The following is a 15,910-nucleotide window of genomic DNA, read 5'->3' on the forward strand; positions in this document are numbered from 1 at the left end:
CCTCGACCGTGCGCCACCGAGCCGACGAGCGACTGACCTCGTGGTGTCCACGAGGTGAATCCTCGGCATCGCCGCAGGTCAGGCGGGGTTCGACGCGCACGCGCGGAGGCGATCCCGAGTCATCTGTGGTCGGCTTGGAGCATGAGTGCCACGACCACCGCCGGCTCCCCCACCTCTCGCCGCTCCCTGCTGGTCCTGCTGGGCTTCCTCGCCGCGTGCTTCGCCGTGGCCGCGCTGGGTGGGCTCGCCACCGCCGGTCAGGTCGACGGCTGGTACGCCGACGCCGACAAGCCGTGGTTCAACCCGCCGAACGCCGTCTTCGGACCGACGTGGTCGGTCCTGTACGCCCTGATCGCCGTGTCCGGCTGGCTGGCGTACCGCGCCGGTGCCCCGCTCACCCCGTGGTGGGTGCAGCTCGCCCTCAACCTGGCGTGGACACCCGTGTTCTTCGGGCTCGAGCTGCTGTGGCCCGGCCTCGTCGTGATCCTCGCCCTCGACGCCGCCGTGGTCTGGACGATCCTCACCTTCCGGAAGCACTCGCGCGCCGCGGCGTGGCTCCTCGCGCCCTACCTCGCCTGGATCCTCTACGCGACGTGCCTCAACACCGGCATCGCCGTCCTGAACTGACGTCGCACCGACTCACGGAGCCAGCCGCTCCTTGACCCACTCACCGTCGTCGAGACGGAACCGGATGCGGTCGTGCAGGCGGTTCTCCCGGCCCTGCCAGAACTCGATGGACTCGACCGCGATGCGCAGGCCGCCCCAGCCGTCGGGGCGCTGACCCGCGGCCTCGGAAGCGGCTGCCTCGTCCCAGCGACGCTGCAGCTCCTCGCGGCCGGCCACCACCTGGGACTGGGGGGAGGCCGCGGCGCTCACCCTCCCTCCCTCGGGGCGGGAGAGGAAGTACGCGTCGGACTCCTCGGGGCTCAGCCGGGAGACCGGACCCTCGATGCGCACCTGCCGCTGGACCTCGTGCCACAGCAGGACCGCGGCGGCCCGCGGGTTCTCCTCGACCTCCTGGCCCTTGCGGGAGGCGTAGTTGGTGTGGAGCACGGCACCGGACGCGTCGAACGACTTCAGCAGCACGATGCGGACCGACGGCGCACCGTCGGCCGTGGAGGTGGCCAGCGCCATCGCGTTGGGCTCGTGCACCCCGGCCGCCACCACCTGGGCGAGCCACTCGTCGAAGAGGGCAAAGGGGTCCTGACCTGCGGACTCTTCGTCCAGGCCCGCGCGGGAGTACTCGGTGCGCATCGCGGCGAGGTCGGGACGGGCGTCGTCACGGTGTTCCATGACCTCACCCTAGGACCCGGCAAGCCGTGAGGCAGGGCACAATGTCCGGTATGACTGATGGCGTAACGGTTCACCACGGGCTTGAGGGAGTCATCGCTTTCGAGAGCGAGATCGCCGAGCCCGACAAGGAAGGGTCGGCCCTGCGCTATCGCGGCGTCGACATCGACGACCTCGTCGGGCGCGTCCCGTTCGAGAAGATCTGGGGCCTGCTGGTCGACGGCACGTACGACCCGGGCCTGCCGCCCGCGGAGCCCTTCCCGATCCCGGTCCACTCCGGCGACATCCGGGCCGACGTGCAGAGCGCCATCGCGCTCACCGCACCCGCCTGGGGCATGAAGCAGCTCTACGACATCGACGACGTGCAGGCCCGCGAGGACCTCGCCCGCACCGCCGTCATGGTGCTGTCGTACGTCGCCCAGGCCGCTCGCGGCGTCGGCCAGCCGTTCGTGCCGCAGAGCGAGATCGACCAGTGCAGCACCGTCACCGAGCGTTTCCTCATGCGCTGGCGCGGCGAGGTCAACCCCGACCACGTCAAGGCCATCGACGCCTACTGGGTCTCGGCCGCCGAGCACGGCATGAACGCCTCCACCTTCACCGCCCGCGTCATCGCCTCCACGGGCGCCGACGCAGCGGCCGCACTCTCCGGCGCCGTGGGCGCCATGTCGGGCCCGCTGCACGGTGGCGCCCCGGCCCGCGTGCTCACGATGATCGAGGAGGTCGAGAAGTCCGGCGACGCCGAGGGCTACGTCAAGAAGCTCCTCGACTCCGGCGAGCGCCTCATGGGCTTCGGCCACCGCGTCTACCGCGCGCAGGACCCCCGCGCCCGCACGCTGCGCCGCACGGCCAAGGAGCTCAACGCTCCTCGCGCCGAGGTGGCCGCCGCGCTGGAGGAGGCCGCGCTCAAGGAGCTCCGCGAGCGTCGTCCCGACCGCGTGCTCGAGACCAACGTCGAGTTCTGGGCAGCGATCATGCTCGACTACGCCGAGATCCCGCCGCACATGTTCACGGCCATGTTCACGTCGGCCCGCACCGCCGGCTGGAGCGCGCACATCCTGGAGCAGAAGCGCACCGGGCGCCTCATCCGCCCGTCGGCCATCTACACGGGCCCGGCCTCGCGCCGTGCCGACGAGGTCGAGGGCTGGAACCCGGAGTGGGCCAACAGCTGACCTCGCACCGCATCTGCGTCACGACGCCCCCGTCCTCATGGGACGGGGGCGTCCTGCGTAGCTGGGGCGCTGAGCTGGGTCTGCGACGTCAGAGGACGGCAGGGAGGGCGTGCAGCGCGCCGACGAGCGGCGCCAGCTCCGGCGTGGACTCGGCGGCCTCCAGGGCGCGCTGGAGCGCCGCATCGTGCGTGGGAGTGGCCTGCTCGAACAGCTCGCGCCCCGCCGGCGTGAGCTCGGTGTAGATCCCTCGGCGGTCGTCCTTGCAGAGCACGCGGGTGAGCAGCCCGCGGTCCTCCAGACGGTTCACGAGGCGGGTGGTGGCGCTGCTGCTGAGGGCGGCCGCTCGGGCCAGCTGCTGCATGCGCATGTGCCAGCCGTCCTGGCGACTCAGCGCGTCGAGGACGGTGAACTCCACCACCGAGAGCCGGTGCTCGGCCTGCAGGTCCCGCTCCAGCTCGGCGTCGATGAGGCCGTGCACTGCGGCGAGGGTCCGCCAGCCCTGCGCGCGGATCTCCACCGCGTCGTCCGAGATGCCCATGACGCAAGAATACCCGACTTGCGACGAAAGGCGGCGCGTGCAACTATTTATGACGCGCCTGCAACTACCTGCGTGCGCCTTCATTCATCTTCTGCATCGGAGTGGACATGCCTCTCGGACTCGTCGCCCTGGCTCTCGGCGGCTTCGGCATCGGGCTCACCGAGTTCGTCATCATGGGCCTCCTCCCGGAGGTCGCGACCGACTTCGGTGTCTCTGAGGTCACCGCGGGCTGGCTCATCACCGGCTACGCGCTCGGCGTCGTCGTGGGCGCGCTCGGCCTGACCGCCGCCGTGACCCGGCTCCCGCGCCGCACAGCCCTCATGGGACTGCTCGTGCTCTTCGTCGTGGGCAACCTGACGTCGGCGCTCGCACCCACGTACGAGGTGATGCTGGCCGGCCGCGTCGTCGCGGCGCTGTGCCACGGCGCGTTCTTCGGCATCGGCTCCGTCGTGGCGGCCGGCCTCGTCGCGCCGGAGCGCAAGGCCGGCGCCATCGCCATCATGTTCACGGGCCTCACGCTGGCCAACGTGCTGGGCGTCCCGTTCGGCACGTTCCTGGGGCAGCAGCTCGGCTGGCGGTCCACCTTCTACGCCATCTCGGCCATCGGGGTCGTCGCCCTCGTCGGCATCGCGCTGCTCGTCCGGCTGCCGGTCGAGCAGGAGGCTCCCAGCCTGCGCCGCGAGCTGGGCGCCTTCCGCGCGCGCCAGGTGTGGTGGTCCTTGGTGCTCACCGTCCTGGGCTTCGGCGGCATGTTCGGCGCGTTCTCCTACATCGCCTACACGCTCACCGAGGTCTCCGGGTTCGCGTCGTCCTCCATCCCCTGGCTGCTCGTCCTCATGGGTCTCGGGCTGCTCGTGGGCAACCTGGTCGGCGGCCGGGCGGCCGACCGGAACCTCCCGCGGACGCTGCTCGTCACCCTCGCCGGCCTCACGGTCGTCCTGGCCGCCTTCGCGGCCGGTGCGGACAGCCGGCCCGCCGCGCTCGCTGGTCTCTTCCTGCTCGGCGGGGTCGGGTTCGCCACGGTGCCCGCCCTGCAGATGCGCGTCATGTCGTACGCACCCGATGCCCCCACCATGGCCTCGAGCGCGAACATCGCCGCCTTCAACCTCGGGAACGCCCTGGGTGCCTGGCTGGGCGGCCTCACGATCGGAGCCGGACTCGGCTTCACCTCACCACTGTGGGTCGGTTCTGCGCTTGCGGGCCTGGCCACGGTTGTCATGCTGGTGGCAACGGCGGATGCTCGCCGTTCTGCCAGCCCCTCACCCATCCTTGAAGGAGCTCTTTCATGACCTCGGTCCCCACCGTCACGCTCAACGACGGCGTCCAGATCCCGCAGCTCGGCTTCGGTGTCTTCCAGATCGACCCGGCCGACACCCAGGCCACCGTCGAGAAGGCGCTCGAGATCGGCTACCGCCACATCGACACCGCCAAGATCTACGGCAACGAGGCCGAGGTGGGCGCCGCCCTGCGCGCCTCCGGCATCGCCCGCGACGAGCTGTTCGTGACCACGAAGCTCTGGAACGACGACCAGGGCAAGGACTCCACCCAGAAGGCTTTCGACGAGAGCATGGAGAAGCTGGGTCTCGACGTCCTCGACCTCTACCTCATCCACTGGCCGACGCCCGAGCGCGACCTCTACGTGGAGACCTGGAAGGTCTTCGAGGAGCTGTTCGCGAGCGGACGCGTGCGCTCCATCGGCGTCTCAAACTTCCGCGTCCAGGACCTGCAGCGCCTGGCCGACGAGGGCCTCACCACGCCGTCGGTCAACCAGATCGAGCTGCACCCCAGCCTCACCCAGGACGTGCTGCGCGCCTATCACGCCGAGCACGGCATCAAGACCGAGGCGTGGAGCCCGCTCGCGCAGGGCAAGATCCTGAACGAGAAGATCATCACCGACATCGCCGCTGCGCACGACGCCGAGGCCGGACAGGTCGTGCTGGCCTGGCAGCTGGCGCTGGGCAACATCGTGTTCCCCAAGTCGGTGACCACCGAGCGCATCGCCTCGAACTTCGCGTCGACCGAGCTCTCCCTGACCGGCGCCGAGATCGACGCCATCAGCGAGCTCAACCACGACCTGCGTCACGGGCCCGACCCGGCCGCCTTCAACTGACGCACTCCCCTCCCCCGGCGCTGCCTTCCGCCCCGAGTGCACGGCCTTCGGTCCTCGGACCGGGGCTGGCGGAAGGAAGGTGCCGGGGGAGAAATGCGAGAGCCGACCATCCCCCAGATGGCCGGCTCTCGTGAGTTCAGTCATCCCCCCCGAGACGACTGATCCCTGCCGCAGAATGTGAAGCACCCCCCCGAGGCGCTTCATGTTCTGCGTTATTCAGCAATAGAAGAACTGTATCGCATCGACTAGTCCTTTGTAACTAGTTCGGGCTAGTTAATTTGCGCGGGCGAGGTCACACCCCGGTTGCAGAGCGCAACCGCGGCCCCGGGGGTACCGTCCCCCGGGGCCGCGGTCGTGCTCTGCGGATCAGGCCCTGTCTAGCCCTGCGCCTGGTTGTAGACGCCCTGGACCACGGAGCCGAAGTACGGGCCGAACATGTTGCCCGACTGCGGACCGGCGGTGTACTTGAAGGAGTTCACCGAGGTGAGCGTCCCGACGCCCGTCGAGGTGCTGTAGCCGCTGAACCACGGTCCGCCCGAGGATCCGCCGGTCATGTTGCAGGCCAGACCCTGGTCGGAGCTGCCCCCGTAGGTGTCGGCTACGACTGTCCCGTGGCACCAGGCGATCTTCTCGCCGGCATAGGGCGATGCGGCCGGGTAGCCGAACGAGTACGTGTACTGGCCCCGGGCCAGGTTGAAGCCCACGCCCTGGGCGCCGACCGCGTCGGTCAGGGTCTTGCCGCCCGAGGTCCCGACCTTGGCGTAGCCGATGTCGTAGTCGAAGTCGCCGCTGCTGGCCCACTGCGTGGACGTGTAGAGGTTCGTGGCGGCGAACTGGCCGTACGGCGCTGCCCCGTTGTTGTAGGCCGGGACGAAGGTGAAGTTGGTGGCGAAGCCGCCGGGCCCCTCGTTGAGGCAGTGGCCGGCCGTCTGCACGAGACTCTTGTTGGCCGCCACGGTCGAGCTGCCCGAGCACACGTAGTCGCTCCCGGCGAGGGTGAAGAAGATCTTGCCGGTGGTCTGGACGACCTTTCCGCCACCCGTGTAGTAGCCGCCTCCGTAGGCGGCCTGGCGCACCTTGGGCGCCACGGCGGTCGAGGTGCCGCCGATGATCTTGGCGCTGCCTCGAGCGACCTTGCCCGGACCCACGTTCTTGGACTTGCCCTCGACCAGGACGCTCGCGTCCCTGGCCTTCTTCATGCGCGAGGAGGACCAGTAGCCCTTGGTCCGCTCCTGCGCCGTCCTGCTGATCGTCTTGCTGACGGTGTTGTCCGGCGCCTCGGCGCCGGGACCGGTGGCCGCGGTGGCAGCTCCGTTGACGAGTCCTGCAGCGCTCATGACGCCGAGGACCGACGCTGCGACGAGTGATCGTCGAATCATCGTGTGGTTCCCCCCTGGAACGACCCTGCACCGACTGCGCGAGGCCTGTGCGACCTGACGCTAGCCCTCCGGGACGGCAAGGTGCAGTCTTGACTTTGATGCCCGGTCTAGTTATTTAGGACTAGTTCCGGCCTAGTCCTTTCGAACCATCGAGAAAGTACGTTCCCGACCTTGCGTGTCGAACAGATGTTCGACACAGTGGAGCCATGACCATTCCGGATCCTGAGCCGACCATCGAGGCGATGCGGGCTGTCGTCGCGTCGTTGCGCTCGGTCACGGCCGGGCCGGGATCCACGGCGAAGGCCGTGCGGAAGGCGATCGACTCACTCACGGCGCAGCTGTCCTTCGTGCTGGCCGACATGGACCAGACCAAGGCCCACGAGGCCGAGGGCGCCTCGAGCATCGCCACGTGGGCCCGGCGCGAGCTCGGCCAGGACGCGGGCCTGACCCGTCAGCTCGTGCGTAACGCCCGGACCATGACCGAGCTGCCCGAGGTCGGCGAGGCCGCCCTGGCCGGGACGATCGGCGAGCGCCACGTCACAGCGTTCACGTTCTCGCTGAAGCACATCGGCGAGGACCAGACCCACTCCCTCGAGGTCCCTCTCCTGACCCTGGCCACGCTCACCACACCACGCGAGCTGTTCGCCAAGATCCGTGAGGTCCGCGCCGTCGCTCACCCCGACGCCCTCGACGAGGCCTGGCTCGCCGGGATGGACAAGCAAGACATCAGCCTGACCCGCCTGCCCGACGGCTGGTTCCTCACCGGCCACCTCGGCATCGAGACCGGCACCAAGCTCGACATCGCCCTGCGGTCCTGGTCCGTCCCCCGCGACGCCGGCGACGACCGCACCCCGGCCGAACGTCGCATGGACGGCCTCGACGAGCTCCTGGACAGCGTGCTGAGGAACGGCCTCCCGGCCGACCGGGGGTTCCGTCCCAACCTCAGGGTCACCGTCACCGCCGACCAGCTCAAGGACATCTACGCCCCCACCGACCAGCGCCCGCTGCTCGACCTCGACGCCACCCCGATCCACCTCGAAGGCTTCGGCCCCGTCGGACGCAACTTCACCGGTTACCTCCTCTGCAACGCCGAAGTCACCCCCCTGCTCATCGACACCGTCAACGGCAAGGTCGAGGTCCTCGACGTCGGCGACTCCAAGAGACACGCCACCGAACGCCAGGGCATCGGGATCAGCCACCGACAACACGGCCAGTGCGCCAACCCCGGCTGCCACCACCCCATCGGACACATCCACCACGTCATCTGGTGGTCACACGGCGGCACCACCACCCTCGACACCATGCTCGGCCTCTGCAGAAAACTGGGGGTACCCCCACACGAGGCGCGTAGCGGTGGGGGAGCATAGCCTCGTCCACGACGAACAGCTCAACATCACTGGCACCTACCGCGAGGGCTTCACCTTCACCCACGCCCGCAGCACCGCCCTGCCCCGAGCGGCCTGAGATGGCGACGCCGAGGGACCAATCAGTCCCGGGAGTCGTAGGCCGCGAGGATCTCGTCGGCCGCCGTGGCAGCAGGCATCGTGCCGTCGAGGATGGCTGCGCGCACCTCGGCCCGCACGGCCTTGACGCGCGGGTCGGTCTGCAGGCGTTGGTCCAGCTCGTCGCGCACCAGAGCCCACGTGAAGTCGAGCTGCTGCTGGGCGCGCTTCTCCTTCAGACCCTGGGATCCCATGAACTCACGGTGACGGATGATGCGGCTCCACACCGTGTCGATGCCGGTGTTCTCGAGCGCCGAACAGGTCAGCACCGGCGGCACCCAGCTGTTGGTCCCGGCGTAGACGAGGCGCAGGGCCCCGGCGAGGTCCTTGGAGGTGGTCTCGGCCTCGAGCACCCGCTCGCCGTCGGCCTTGTTGACCGCCAGGACGTCGGAGATCTCCAGGATGCCCTTCTTGATGCCCTGGAGCTGGTCGCCGGTCCTGGCGATGGTGAGGAACAGGAAGGTGTCCACCATCCCGGACACCGTGACCTCGGACTGACCCACACCCACCGTCTCGACCAGCACGACGTCGAAGCCTGCTGCCTCCAGCACCGTCATGGCCTGAGAGGTGGCCCGAGCCACGCCTCCCAAGGTCCCGGCGCTGGGCGAGGGTCGGATGTAGGCGTCCGGCTGCACCGCGAGCGACGCCATCCGGGTCTTGTCGCCGAGCACCGAGCCGCCGGTCCGGACACTCGACGGATCCACCGCGAGCACGCCGACCCGGTGGTCGTTCTTGACGAGGTGCATGCCGAGCGCCTCGACGAAAGTCGACTTGCCGACACCCGGGACACCGGATATTCCCACACGCACGGCACCGCCGGCGAGCGGCGCCAGCTCGGCCAGGAGCTCGCGTGCCGCCGCCCGGTGGTCGGGACGCCTCGACTCCACGAGCGTGATGGCTCGTGAGATCGCAGCCCGCTGCCCGTCCCGGATGCCGGAGACGAGTGCAGCGACGTCGGGGACCGCCATCGGATCAGTGCTGCAGCTGCGTGCGGAGCTTGTCGAGCAGGCTCAGCGCGGAGTCGGCGATGACGGTGCCGGGGAGGAAGACCTCGGCAGCCCCCATCTCCTTGAGCGTGGGCACGTCGTCGGGCGGGATGACGCCACCCATGACGACCATGATGTCGCCGCGTCCCAGCTCCTCGAGCGCAGTCTTGAGCTCGGGGAGCAGGGCGAGGTGGCCGGCGGCGAGGCTGGAGACACCGACGATGTGGACGTCGGCGTCGACCGCCTGCTGCGCGACCTCCTCGGGCGTGGAGAAGAGCGGTCCCACGTCCACGTCGAAGCCCATGTCGGCGAAGGCCGTCACGATGACCTTCTGGCCACGGTCGTGCCCGTCCTGGCCCATCTTGGCCACGAGGATGCGGGGGCGACGACCCTCGGCCTCCTCGAACTCCTCGGTGGCCTCGACCACCTTGGCGATGTTGCCGCCCTGGCCGGCTTCGGTGCGGTACACACCAGAGATCGTACGGATCACGGCCTGGTGACGCCCGTAGACCTTCTCGAGGGCGTCGGAGATCTCGCCGACCGTGGCCTTGGCGCGGGCGGCGTCGACCGCGAGGGCCAGGAGGTTGCCCTCGAGCGTGCCGTCCTTGCGGGCCCCGCGCTCGGCGCTGGCGGTGAGGGCGTCGAGGGTCCGCTGGACCTCCTCGGGGTCCCGCTCGGCGCGCAGCCGCTCCAGCTTGGCCACCTGCTGCTTGTACACCGAGGCGTTGTCGACCTTGAGCACGTCGAGCGGGTCCTCGTCGGCGAGGCGGTAGGTGTTGACGCCCACCACGACCTGCTGGCCGGAGTCGATGCGGGCCTGCGTGCGGGCGGCTGCCTCCTCGACGCGCATCTTGGGGATGCCCTGCTCGATGGCCTTGGCCATGCCGCCGGCCTTCTCGACCTCCTGGATGTGCGCCCAGGCGCGGTTGGCCAGGTCGTGCGTGAGCTTCTCGACGTAGTACGAGCCGCCCCACGGGTCGATGGTGCCCGTGGTGCCCGACTCCTGCTGCAGCAGCAGCTGGGTGTTACGGGCGATGCGTGCGCTGAAGTCGGTGGGCAGCGCGATGGCCTCGTCGAGGGCGTTGGTGTGCAGGCTCTGCGTGTGGCCCTGCGTGGCCGCCATGGCCTCGATGGCCGTGCGCTGCACGTTGTTGAAGACGTCCTGCGCCGTGAGGCTCCAGCCCGAGGTCTGGCTGTGCGTGCGCAGGCTCAGGCTCTTGGCGTTCTTGGGCTCGAAGTCGCTCACGAGCCGCGCCCACAGGGCCCGGGCCGCACGCAGCTTGGCGACCTCCATGAAGAAGTTCATGCCGATGGCCCAGAAGAAGCTCAGGCGGGGCGCGAAGGCGTCGATGTCGAGGCCGACGTCGAGACCGGCCCTGATGTACTCCACACCGTCGGCCAGCGTGTACGCCAGCTCGAGGTCGTTCGTGGCTCCGGCCTCCTGGATGTGGTACCCGGAGATGGAGATGGAGTTGAACCGCGGCATCTTGGCCGCCGTGTACGCGAAGATGTCGGAGATGATCCGCATCGACGGCGACGGCGGGTAGATGTACGTGTTCCGGACCATGAACTCCTTGAGGATGTCGTTCTGGATGGTCCCGGACAGCTGCTCGGGCTTCACGCCCTGCTCCTCGGCCGCCACGATGTAGAGGGCCAGCACCGGTAGCACGGCGCCGTTCATCGTCATGGAGACGGACATCTCGTCGAGCGGGATGCCGTCGAAGAGCTGGCGCGCGTCGTAGATGGAGTCGATGGCCACGCCGGCCATGCCGACGTCGCCCTTCACGCGCGGGTGGTCGGAGTCGTAGCCGCGGTGCGTCGCGAGGTCGAAGGCCACCGAGAGGCCCTTCTGGCCGGCCGCGAGGTTGCGGCGGTAGAAGGCGTTGGACTCCTCGGCCGTCGAGAACCCGGCGTACTGACGGATCGTCCACGGCTGCGTCGTGTACATGGCCGGGTATGGCCCACGCAGGAACGGCGCGAGGCCCGGGAGCGTGTCCAGGGCGTCGAGGCCGTCGAGGTCGTCGGGCGTGTAGAGGCCCTTCACGGCGATGCCCTCGGGCGCCTCCCACGGCGTGGCGCCGTCGGTGGCGGCCGCGTAGGCGGCGGGGTCGGAGCCGTAGGGCTCCTCGGGGTCCAGCGGCAGGCCGGCGAAGGACGCAGGAATGCTCATGCCGACACCTCCTCGAGAAGGAAACGGTAGGAGGTGCTCGGCATGAGGACCTCGATCTTCGCTCGCTGGCGCTCGCTCATGCCGACAGCTCCTCTCGGGTACGGCGCAGGAAGGCCAGGGCATCGAGGCCCATGGCTGCGGAGTCGTCGACGTCGGTGCCCACGGCATCGGCCTTGCCGGCCACCACGACGTGGCGGGCGCCCCCTTCACGGAGGGCGCTGACGAGGTCTGGGCCCCAGGCGGCGTAGAGCGCGTCGGGGCCGGTGAGGCAGACCACCGGGGGGCTGTCGGCCTGGCGGTAGGCCTCGAGCACGTCCTCGACGCCCTCGGTGGGGCCGGCCGTCACGGTGTCGATGCCGCCGGCCGCGAAGAGGTTGGCCGCGAAGGTGGCGCGGGCCGTGTGCTGCGCGACCCGCCCCATCGTGGCGAGGAAGACGGGCTGCGAGAGTCGCTCGTCGCGCATCTCGGCGAACTCGACGCCGTAGCGGTGCACGGGCAGCTCACGTCCGTACGGGCGACGCTCGGGGAGCTCCTCGTGCAGGTTGGGGAACTCCGAGACTCCCGTGATGGGACGCTCGCGCTTCGCGATCTGCAGCCCACGCTCGGAGACGGTGGCCGCGATCTTGTCGCGCACGAGGTCGAGGGACGCCGGCACGCCGCCTGCCTGCTCCAGCTCGCCGAAGAGCTCCCAGGCGGCGCGGGCGAGGTCGTCGGTGAGCTTCTCGACGCCGTGGGCCCCGCCGGCCGGGTCGGTGACCGCGGCCACGTGCGACTCGCTGATGAGCAGGCTCGAGGTGTTGCGCGCGATGCGCCGGCTGAACGGCTCGGGGAGGCCGAGCGGCTCGTCGAACGGCAGCACGGTGACGCTCGTGGCTCCGCCCACGCCTGCGGCGAAGGACGCCACGGTGGTGCGGAGCATGTTCACGTAGGGGTCGTAGCCCGACATCATCGGGCGCGACGTGACGACGTGCTGCTGCTGACCGCGGTCGGCCTCGGACACGCCGCTCAGCTCCGTGACACGGGCCCAGAGTCGGCGGGCGGCGCGCAGCTTGGCGATGGTCGGGAACTGCTCGTCGGTGGCCGCGTAGCGGAAGTCGAGCTGGGCAGCGGCCTCGTCGACCGAGAAGCCGCCCTCCACCAGGGCCCGGAGGTAGGCGACGCCGGCGGCGAGGGTCCACGCCAGCTCCTGGACGTCGGACGCACCGCTGTCGTGGGCGGCCGTGCCGTCCACGACCACGCCGCGGGCCCCGCGGGCCGCGGCCAGACGGGCGACCTCGACGGCCACGGGGAGTCCGGACTCGCCGGTGCCGCGCAGCGCCGAGCCGAGGGGGTCGGCGCCGTAGCTCGTGCCGGGTGCCGGGGTGACGCCCCGGTCGGCGAGGACGGCGTCGAGGGCGCGGGCGGCCTCGAGCGGGGCGTCCGGCGAGTCCACGACCACGGCGGCGAGGTCGAGGAAGACGGGCTCGAGGACCCGCGCGAGCGCCTCGGCCGGGACGGCTCCGTCGCCGACGCCGATCCAGAGCGAGTTGACGCCGTTCTCGAGGTCGGTGACGACGTGCTGCGCCGTGCGGTCGACGTCGGGGTCGACGAACCAGGCCCGGACGTCCCACCCGTCCAGCTCGCGGGTCGCGGCCGTGCCTCGCGTGAAGGGTGCCTGGCCGGGCAGGCCGACGGGCGGGAGGTCCGCCGTCAGGGACGGGGTGCCGAGGGGCGCGATGCCGATCCCGTCGAGCGTGGTCCGGGTGAGCGTGGCCCACACGTCGGAGTCGGGTGCGTCGTCCGCGAGTCGCCTGGTCTTGCGGAGGACGGCTGCGGTGGCCTTCTCCCACTGGTCCAGCGACGCGGAGAGTCCCTCGGCCAGAGGGACGTCAACCTGCTCAGATGCCATAGGGGGCATCGTAACGGCCACATTTCGGCTTCGCGGCGTGACGTACGTCGCGAGGCCTGCGCACCGTGGCGCGAGGGCGTCAGCCCCGGGCGAGCCGACGCTTCACAGCACCCGCACGACGTCGCAGAGCGACGGCCGTCCGGCGGAACCAACCACCGCTGCGGGACTCCACGAGCGAGGTCAGTCGCTCGATCTGGGCCGACTGGCCGGCAGCGAGCTTCTGGAGACGGGCCAGCTCCTTGGCCTGCCCCTTCTGCTGGCTCGTGAGCGTGCTGATGTGGTGGTTCACGCTGTGGATGCCGGACCCCGCCGGCTGGAACTGGGCGTGGTAGGCCCGCACGGGTCGGAGCTGGTCGCCGTCCATCCCCTGACGCAGCCAACGCAGGCGAGAGACGAGCTGCTCCGGCCCGGCCGAGGTGATGGGCCCCACGGGAGGCATGGGCGAACGCAACGCGATCTGCTCGGCGTACGCGGGGTTCTCCCGGCCCGGCGTGTGGACGTGCGGCACACCGTTGCGGTCCAGGAAGGAGACCCACCGCTCGAAGGTCTCGTCGCGTCGCGCGTTGAGGGTGGAGAAGTCGGCCTCGTCGTGGAGTCGGCCGGCCTCGAGGTCAGGGGCGAGGGTCTGGGTCTGCACCCAGGGAATGCCGTGGTACTCGGCGAGCTCGCGCGTCCGATGGTCGTGCGCCAGGAGGACCGCCGGAGTCCCCGCGGTGATGGCAGCGATCGTGCCGTGGATCCGTCCGCCGAACACGAACTCCTGCTCGCGCAGCAGCGCCTTCCACCCGGGAGCGTCGAGCGGGAACCTGATGCGGTCCTCGCGGAACAGCCGGTGATCGGTGTCGCGCGGGAAACCTTCCGGCATCCCACCGACCCGCTCGCCCCACAGCAGGAGTGCCAGCTCCCGGTTCTCCTGCGGGACGTAGATCATCTTGGGGTAGGCGTCGGCGGTGCGGTCCATCAGGTCCACGGCGCCCTCCACGCGCGGGGTGATGGTGAGCGCGATGGGGCTCTCGGACGTCAGGCCGGCCACCTTCTTCTCGATGATCGGTGTGCGTCCGTCGGCGTACATGGACGGACACCCGATGACCTCGACGACGTCGTCGCCGAAGCCGAGCTTCCCCAGGAACTCCGCGCTGAGCTCGCCGCGGACACCGATGGACGCGGAACGATCCAGCACGGCACGCACGAAGCGGCTCGAGGCCTCCTTGAGCTCAGGGCTCGCGAAGTCGTCCTCCCAGTCGAAACGCGTCTGGGCGCCGATGCCCGTGACCACCACCGGGATGGTGAGCTTCTCGATGACGTCGGAGAAGCGGTTGAGCACACCGATGAAGCTCTCGCGGAACGCGTTCGCCAGCGGCACGACGAAGAGGTCGAACTCGTCGTTGATGCGATCGATGTGCGCCTGGGTCATCCGTCTGCCCTCGGTGGTGAGGGCGTCGGCCACGACCGTGGCGTCGTTGGTGTTGACCGTCCGGTACACGGCGTCCATGAAGAGCAGGTTGCCGACGTTCCCCGCGAACGTGCCCATCGACTTGCGCGCGTGAGCCGCCTCGGGACCGACCGACTCGTGCGGCGCGATGCTCGAGCGGACCAGGATGCGCGGGTTGTTCGGGGCGCTGCTCGTCATGTGTTCCTCTCCACCCGCCAATCCTGCCACGCGACCGAGGTCGGACCGCGCCAGGACCTGGTCGAGCGCCGCGCACCGACAGCGAGGCGCTCCTGGGCCTCTTCCGGGCCGGTGCGAGAATGAGGACGTGAAGATCCCCGAGGCGCTGCTCCCCCGCGACGGCCGGTTCGCGTCCGGGCCGTCCAAGATCGACCCCGCCGCGCTGCAGGCCCTCGCCGACACCGGCACGTCGCTCATGGGCACCTCGCACCGCTCGGCCCCGGTCAAGAACCTGGTCGGGCACGTCTCGGCAGGGCTGCGCGAGCTCTTCTCGGTCCCCGAGGAGTACGACGTCGTGCACGGCGTGGGCGGCTCGCACGCCTTCTTCGACGCGGCCACCTTCGGGCTCGTCGAGCGCCGGAGCCAGCACCTGGTCCACGGCGAGTTCTCCCGCAAGTTCGCCTCGTCCGTGGCGGCGGCGCCGTTCCTCGAGGACCCCGACCTCCGCGAGTCCGACCCCAGCACCCACCCGGTGCCCGAGGCGCCCGCCGGGGTCGACGTCTACGCCTGGGCGCACAACGAGACCTCCACGGGAGTCATGGTCCCCGTGGTCCGCCCCGACGGGATCGAGGACGACGCACTCGTCGTCGTCGACGCCACGTCGGCCGCGGCCGGGCTGCCGGTCGACGTGACGCAGACCGACGTCTACCACTTCGCGCCCCAGAAGGGCCTGGCGTCCGACGGCGGGCTCTGGATCGCCTTCATGTCGCCGGCCGCCGTCGAGCGGGCCGAGCGGATCGCTGCCTCGGGACGCTACGTGCCGGGGTTCCTCGACCTGCCCACGGCCATCGACAGCTCGCGCAAGAACCAGACCTACAACACCCCCGCCATCGCCACGTACTTCCTGATGGCGCACCAGCTCGACTGGCTCAACGCCCAGGGCGGGCTCGACTTCGCCGTGGGGCGGACCACCGACTCCTCGCAGCGCCTGTACGCGTGGGCCGAGGCGAGCGACTACGCCACCCCGTTCGTGACCGACCCCGCCGATCGGTCGCTCGTCGTGGGGACGATCGACCTCGAGGGCGTGGCCGCCTCCGACGTCGAGGACGCGCTCCGCGAGAACGGCATCGTCGACGTGAACGGCTACCGCGGCCTGAACCGCAACCAGCTCCGCATCGCGATGTTCCCCTCCATCGACCCCGACGACGTGGAGGCGCTCACGCGCTCGATCGACTGGGTCGTGGACCAGCTGCGCGCCTAGTCCTCGTC

General features: G+C 70.2%; 13 protein-coding genes. 6 read left to right on the forward strand and 7 right to left on the reverse strand.

Going from position 1 to position 15,910, the window contains the following annotated elements; genetic code table 11:
* Positions 1 to 141 precede the first annotated feature (141 nt).
* On the forward strand, positions 142 to 627 hold the full coding sequence (locus ASD11_RS12725; RefSeq protein ID WP_056287651.1) for a TspO/MBR family protein: 486 nt from the start codon (positions 142 to 144) through the stop codon (positions 625 to 627).
* 12 nt (positions 628 to 639) lie between these two features.
* Here ASD11_RS12725 and pdxH read toward each other — a convergent pair whose 3' ends face one another.
* The gene (gene pdxH / locus ASD11_RS12730; RefSeq protein WP_056287652.1) at positions 640 to 1,293 is read right to left on the reverse strand and encodes a pyridoxamine 5'-phosphate oxidase; all 654 of its coding nucleotides are present in this window, start codon (positions 1,291 to 1,293) and stop codon (positions 640 to 642) included.
* A 50-nt stretch (positions 1,294 to 1,343) separates the two neighbouring features.
* Here pdxH and ASD11_RS12735 point away from each other — a divergent pair, with 50 nt between their 5' ends.
* On the forward strand, positions 1,344 to 2,459 hold the full coding sequence (locus ASD11_RS12735) for a citrate synthase 2 (RefSeq protein ID WP_056287654.1): 1,116 nt from the start codon (positions 1,344 to 1,346) through the stop codon (positions 2,457 to 2,459).
* 88 nt (positions 2,460 to 2,547) lie between these two features.
* Here the strand turns inward: ASD11_RS12735 and ASD11_RS12740 are convergent, their stop codons facing one another.
* Positions 2,548 to 2,997 carry a MarR family winged helix-turn-helix transcriptional regulator gene (locus ASD11_RS12740; RefSeq protein WP_056287655.1) on the reverse strand — a complete coding sequence of 150 codons (450 nt, stop codon included), beginning with the start codon at positions 2,995 to 2,997 and terminating at the stop codon, positions 2,548 to 2,550.
* A gap of 107 nt (positions 2,998 to 3,104) precedes the next feature.
* Here ASD11_RS12740 and ASD11_RS12745 point away from each other — a divergent pair, with 107 nt between their 5' ends.
* Positions 3,105 to 4,286, forward strand: coding sequence for an MFS transporter (locus ASD11_RS12745; RefSeq protein WP_056287657.1), 1,182 nt, complete (start codon positions 3,105 to 3,107; stop codon positions 4,284 to 4,286).
* Positions 4,283 to 5,107, forward strand: coding sequence for an aldo/keto reductase (locus ASD11_RS12750; protein ID WP_056287658.1), 825 nt, complete (start codon positions 4,283 to 4,285; stop codon positions 5,105 to 5,107). The genes ASD11_RS12745 and ASD11_RS12750 overlap by 4 nt, the downstream gene beginning before the upstream one ends.
* Positions 5,108 to 5,484: 377 nt before the next feature.
* Here the strand turns inward: ASD11_RS12750 and ASD11_RS12755 are convergent, their stop codons facing one another.
* On the reverse strand, positions 5,485 to 6,486 hold the full coding sequence (locus ASD11_RS12755) for a trypsin-like serine peptidase (RefSeq protein WP_082554345.1): 1,002 nt from the start codon (positions 6,484 to 6,486) through the stop codon (positions 5,485 to 5,487).
* Positions 6,487 to 6,692: 206 nt separating this feature from the next.
* Between ASD11_RS12755 and ASD11_RS12760 the strand changes: the two genes are divergently transcribed.
* Positions 6,693 to 7,853 carry an HNH endonuclease gene (locus tag ASD11_RS12760; protein WP_056287662.1) on the forward strand — a complete coding sequence of 387 codons (1,161 nt, stop codon included), beginning with the start codon at positions 6,693 to 6,695 and terminating at the stop codon, positions 7,851 to 7,853.
* 119 nt (positions 7,854 to 7,972) lie between these two features.
* Here the strand turns inward: ASD11_RS12760 and meaB are convergent, their stop codons facing one another.
* The 4 genes from meaB to ASD11_RS12780 form a co-directional block, all read right to left on the reverse strand.
* Positions 7,973 to 8,956 carry a methylmalonyl Co-A mutase-associated GTPase MeaB gene (meaB, locus tag ASD11_RS12765; RefSeq protein WP_056287663.1) on the reverse strand — a complete coding sequence of 328 codons (984 nt, stop codon included), beginning with the start codon at positions 8,954 to 8,956 and terminating at the stop codon, positions 7,973 to 7,975.
* Between the two features lie 4 nt (positions 8,957 to 8,960).
* A complete protein-coding gene (gene scpA, locus ASD11_RS12770) occupies positions 8,961 to 11,144 on the reverse strand; it encodes a methylmalonyl-CoA mutase (RefSeq protein ID WP_056287665.1) in 2,184 nt (727 codons plus the stop codon).
* A 76-nt stretch (positions 11,145 to 11,220) separates the two neighbouring features.
* Positions 11,221 to 13,032, reverse strand: a complete 1,812-nt coding sequence (locus ASD11_RS12775) for a methylmalonyl-CoA mutase subunit beta (protein WP_056287667.1) — start codon at positions 13,030 to 13,032, stop codon at positions 11,221 to 11,223.
* 79 nt (positions 13,033 to 13,111) lie between these two features.
* Positions 13,112 to 14,662 (reverse strand): polysaccharide pyruvyl transferase family protein, encoded by a 1,551-nt coding sequence (locus ASD11_RS12780; RefSeq protein WP_056287670.1) that lies wholly within the window; start codon positions 14,660 to 14,662, stop codon positions 13,112 to 13,114.
* 127 nt (positions 14,663 to 14,789) lie between these two features.
* Between ASD11_RS12780 and serC the strand changes: the two genes are divergently transcribed.
* The gene (gene serC / locus ASD11_RS12785; protein ID WP_056287672.1) at positions 14,790 to 15,902 is read left to right on the forward strand and encodes a phosphoserine transaminase; all 1,113 of its coding nucleotides are present in this window, start codon (positions 14,790 to 14,792) and stop codon (positions 15,900 to 15,902) included.
* Positions 15,903 to 15,910: the final 8 nt, after the last annotated feature.

Source organism: Aeromicrobium sp. Root495 (assembly GCF_001426755.1).
GTDB lineage: Bacteria > Actinomycetota > Actinomycetes > Propionibacteriales > Nocardioidaceae > Aeromicrobium.

What these genes read in the sequence shown, in the direction of transcription:
- ASD11_RS12760 (WP_056287662.1), top strand. Translation starts at nt 6,693, where the DNA reads ATGACCATTCCGGATCCTGAGCCGACCATCGAGGCGATGCGGGCTGTC.
- pdxH (WP_056287652.1), bottom strand. Translation starts at nt 1,293, where the DNA reads ATGGAACACCGTGACGACGCCCGTCCCGACCTCGCCGCGATGCGCACC.
- ASD11_RS12735 (WP_056287654.1), top strand. Translation starts at nt 1,344, where the DNA reads ATGACTGATGGCGTAACGGTTCACCACGGGCTTGAGGGAGTCATCGCT.
- ASD11_RS12745 (WP_056287657.1), top strand. Translation starts at nt 3,105, where the DNA reads ATGCCTCTCGGACTCGTCGCCCTGGCTCTCGGCGGCTTCGGCATCGGG.
- meaB (WP_056287663.1), bottom strand. Translation starts at nt 8,956, where the DNA reads ATGGCGGTCCCCGACGTCGCTGCACTCGTCTCCGGCATCCGGGACGGG.
- ASD11_RS12755 (WP_082554345.1), bottom strand. Translation starts at nt 6,486, where the DNA reads ATGATTCGACGATCACTCGTCGCAGCGTCGGTCCTCGGCGTCATGAGC.
- ASD11_RS12775 (WP_056287667.1), bottom strand. Translation starts at nt 13,032, where the DNA reads ATGGCATCTGAGCAGGTTGACGTCCCTCTGGCCGAGGGACTCTCCGCG.
- ASD11_RS12740 (WP_056287655.1), bottom strand. Translation starts at nt 2,997, where the DNA reads ATGGGCATCTCGGACGACGCGGTGGAGATCCGCGCGCAGGGCTGGCGG.
- scpA (WP_056287665.1), bottom strand. Translation starts at nt 11,144, where the DNA reads ATGAGCATTCCTGCGTCCTTCGCCGGCCTGCCGCTGGACCCCGAGGAG.
- ASD11_RS12725 (WP_056287651.1), top strand. Translation starts at nt 142, where the DNA reads ATGAGTGCCACGACCACCGCCGGCTCCCCCACCTCTCGCCGCTCCCTG.
- ASD11_RS12750 (WP_056287658.1), top strand. Translation starts at nt 4,283, where the DNA reads ATGACCTCGGTCCCCACCGTCACGCTCAACGACGGCGTCCAGATCCCG.
- ASD11_RS12780 (WP_056287670.1), bottom strand. Translation starts at nt 14,662, where the DNA reads ATGACGAGCAGCGCCCCGAACAACCCGCGCATCCTGGTCCGCTCGAGC.